The following is a 571-nucleotide window of genomic DNA, read 5'->3' as shown; positions in this document are numbered from 1 at the left end:
CGCGCGGGGTCGGATGGTTTAGCGATATCTTTGGTTTGTGCCGATGAATTTAAAGAACTCAAAGGTATTGAACGGTTAACTAAACAAGTGATTCAACGTAGAACGGTCGAAGGCTTCGAACCTGTGCACTCCCTACCCGAATCCCAGCTAGATACTCGTCCGATCAAAGCAAAAAAGCCCAAGAAACCCAAAAAGCCAAAAGCCGAGCAGCACGGCAATCAGGCGAAGACCGACTCCGATAAAAATAAGCCTAGAAGAGCAAAAAGACGCCCTACTCAAAAGCAATCCCGCGGAAATCAGTCAAGCAGCCAGTCAAGTAACAAGGATATATGGAAACAAAAGTAGCCGTAGCCACTAAGAATTGTTTTGAAAGAACTTAAAAAGCTCAGATCCAGGTAATCTGAGCTTTATTGAAAAAAGACGATTAGATTGTTACAGAAATAGAGTCGGATAAGTCGCTTTCGAGGCCGTCAGTATCTACAACGGTAATTGCAAAATGATAATCACCATCGGCCAGCTCAGTAACAATATATGAGGTATCTAGACCATCGACCTCATGAACAGTATCAAC

At 43.4% G+C, this 571-nt stretch carries 1 pseudogene; it reads left to right on the top strand.

What is annotated here, in order from left to right:
* Positions 1–345: pseudogene (locus A3729_RS32115) on the top strand (ATP-dependent helicase); the annotation flags it as partial.
* Between the last annotated feature and the right edge of the window lie 226 nt (positions 346–571).

Source organism: Oleiphilus sp. HI0043, from assembly GCF_001634935.1.
Note: the sequence above shows the minus strand (reverse complement) of the source record. Positions and strands in the feature narration are given on the sequence as shown.